Source organism: Butyricimonas hominis, from assembly GCF_014287455.1.
GTDB classification, from domain to species: Bacteria; Bacteroidota; Bacteroidia; order Bacteroidales; family Marinifilaceae; genus Butyricimonas; species Butyricimonas muris.
Genome location: NZ_JACOOH010000027.1, coordinates 1 through 2,475, shown reverse-complemented (window position 1 = coordinate 2,475; position 2,475 = coordinate 1). Strand labels below are relative to the sequence as shown.

Annotated in this window: 3 protein-coding genes; all 3 read right to left on the bottom strand. The window is 35.1% G+C overall.

The window, feature by feature from the left end:
• The coding region (locus H8S64_RS22430) for a hypothetical protein (RefSeq protein WP_222621233.1) at nucleotides 1-342 on the bottom strand (342 nt) is incomplete at its 3' end.
• A gap of 650 nt (nucleotides 343-992) precedes the next feature.
• Nucleotides 993-1,532, bottom strand: coding sequence for a hypothetical protein (locus H8S64_RS21935; RefSeq protein WP_005642385.1), 540 nt, complete (start codon nucleotides 1,530-1,532; stop codon nucleotides 993-995).
• The gene (locus tag H8S64_RS21930) at nucleotides 1,529-1,906 is read right to left on the bottom strand and encodes a hypothetical protein (RefSeq protein ID WP_122343509.1); all 378 of its coding nucleotides are present in this window, start codon (nucleotides 1,904-1,906) and stop codon (nucleotides 1,529-1,531) included. Before H8S64_RS21930 ends, H8S64_RS21935 begins: the two co-directional genes overlap by 4 nt.
• Nucleotides 1,907-2,475: the final 569 nt, after the last annotated feature.

The following is a 2,475-nucleotide window of genomic DNA, read 5'->3' as shown; positions in this document are numbered from 1 at the left end:
AGAGCGGCGGTAGCGGTTCAACAATGCCTGTACACGGGCTTTCCTGTATCGTGCAAGAATAAATACACAAATAAGCAAAAACATTGCACCTAAATAGCCAAGATGTAAGGACGACCATTGCGGTACACTGTTAATCAGGAGAAAGTTGCCGGGCAGAACTACTATCCACCACCAATACCAAAACAGCAGTATAAAACCTGACATCCGTCCTATCTTCTTGTCCCAAACCTCTCCCTTGAAATATAGGTAGTCAAAAAAATAGTATCTGTAATTCGTCCGGTTTGCACGTTGCTTCACTCGTTCAAAATAGTTATCTGTATTTTTTATTCCTTTATTATTCATAATGAGTTAGAAAGGAACGCTGTTCAAAGGTTATCTTTCCTTGTTAGCACCTAATTTTGAATGGTTAGCAAAGGACTGTATTTTACTGTTGAATTGCCCTTGCCGTCAATGTTCTTAATTATTAATTGATTGCTCATTAAAAATTGCATATTATGTTTTATACCCTTTCATGAACAATGGAATTAAAAGTATAAGGCAAGTCCTAATAGTACGACAAAAGGAGAGAACATAAAAATATACGCCCATACATTGGAACTGTGTTCATATACTTTTCTTTCCATAATCTTCTCATTCCTATGTTTATACCGGTAATAAAAATAAAGGCTGCTCCATAAGGATAACATAATGACAAGGACTATGAAAAACACATTAGCTGCATTCTTTTGCGGTGAATATCCCATTATGATATAATAGTATATAATTGCGGCATCCACCAAATAGAATAGCAGGATTGTGGACATGATAAATGGCACATGTGTATTCAGATACATACTGGTATCCATATATCGGGTCAATACTTGAATCTTGTAAAACAAATATTCTAATATTCTATGTATCATCATTGTTTCTAATGGTTTGACAAGGAGCTGCGTTTAGCAGCTATCTTGGCTCGTTATCAATATAATTCTCTAAGAAAGCATATTCATTCATTATGGCAAGATTTCACATTCTTCACCAAAAGGATAATAGGTTCTCATGTTTACGGTCGATTCATTTTCGCTGCGACATACTCTTATTCTGCTTATGGAAAGTTTTTCTGTTACTAAGAGTTCGTACCGTAAATTTTCATGGTGAAAGACTATTACTTCCGGCTTCTCTGTGTCATAAAGAGAATAGAATATTCTTAGATTTTTGTAAGAAGATAATGCCGTTTCAATTTGTACATCAAAAGAAACCGGCAATGTTACAGAGAGATATTCCATATTGCCCGGATTACTCTTTATATCCAAATCAATATACTCAATGTGGGCAGGCTCTTTGCTGGTTTCGGGCAAGAAACCAATCATAACGCCCTTATCTTCTATCTCGATAGGCTCTTCGTCTATTTCATCATATTCATCATAATCAGAAAGGAGTTCCTCAATGGAAGTTTCAAATAACTTCTCGAATATTCTCTCTGTGTTTTTGTTCTGTATGTCAGTGCAGAACAATTCTGCATGAATCTTATTGTTTGTTGTATTCATCTTCATAACAAGTCATTTTGTCTTAATGTATCGTAGTAATCTCCGTCACTATCCATATTGGAAACTATTTTTTTTGACAGTTCTACTGCATTGAGAGCAATGCATTCTTGTCCGAACACGGGATGAATCAAGAATGATAAGTCTTGCTTGTTTCCTTTCAGCCATTTCAGAAAATTTATGGTATTGACTTTACTTAGCTTTATGGACATATTGCATAAAGCCAAATACAACTCCATATAATATTCGTCTTGCCACAACAAAAATGTGCCGCTATTATCTTGCCCTACAATAATTTGTAAGGTGTCGTCAGAAGTAATAGTGTCAAAGAAATTCTTCGCTCTTTTCTGACTATTAGATTGTTGAATGAATTGCTTTCTCATGTTGTTATTCCATTTGTTATTGATAATGGCTTGGCGGGGAACGGCGTTAGTCCGTTATCCCGGCTCGTTAGTAATTTATTTAATCTCCAGTAATTCTTATCTTAGATATATTTTGCAGATTTATACAATTCACTATTCGCTCAATCTCCTTATAATAAGGAGATTCTTTTCTAATTTCTTTTAGTTCCTCAATGAAAGAGGATATTTCTATACCCGAAAGTTCTACGTTCGTTTTATAGTAGTCTTGCACACGGAATATAGTCCGAAATCGTCCTTTATCTAAATTTGCAAGATTGAACAACCAATAATGTAAGCCTTCACTAATTTCAGACTTATTCGTACATATTCCGTCATTGTTATAAATCAAAATATCTAAGCCCATATGAGAATTGCTAAATTGTTACTAATGTTATTTATAACCGCACCTTATGGTGTCGTTCCTACACTTCTATAACTGCACCTCACGAATTATCCAGTGTATCAAGAGGATTAGGGATTTTTGCTTTATGGGCACTTGACACATGAAGATAAATGGTTGTGGTCTTGATGTCGTTGTGTCCCAGCAATTC

Bases quoted from the DNA above. Each gene is read 5' to 3' on its own strand.
- H8S64_RS21930 (WP_122343509.1), bottom strand. From the start codon at position 1,906: ATGAGAAAGCAATTCATTCAACAATCTAATAGTCAGAAAAGAGCGAAG.
- H8S64_RS21935 (WP_005642385.1), bottom strand. From the start codon at position 1,532: ATGAAGATGAATACAACAAACAATAAGATTCATGCAGAATTGTTCTGC.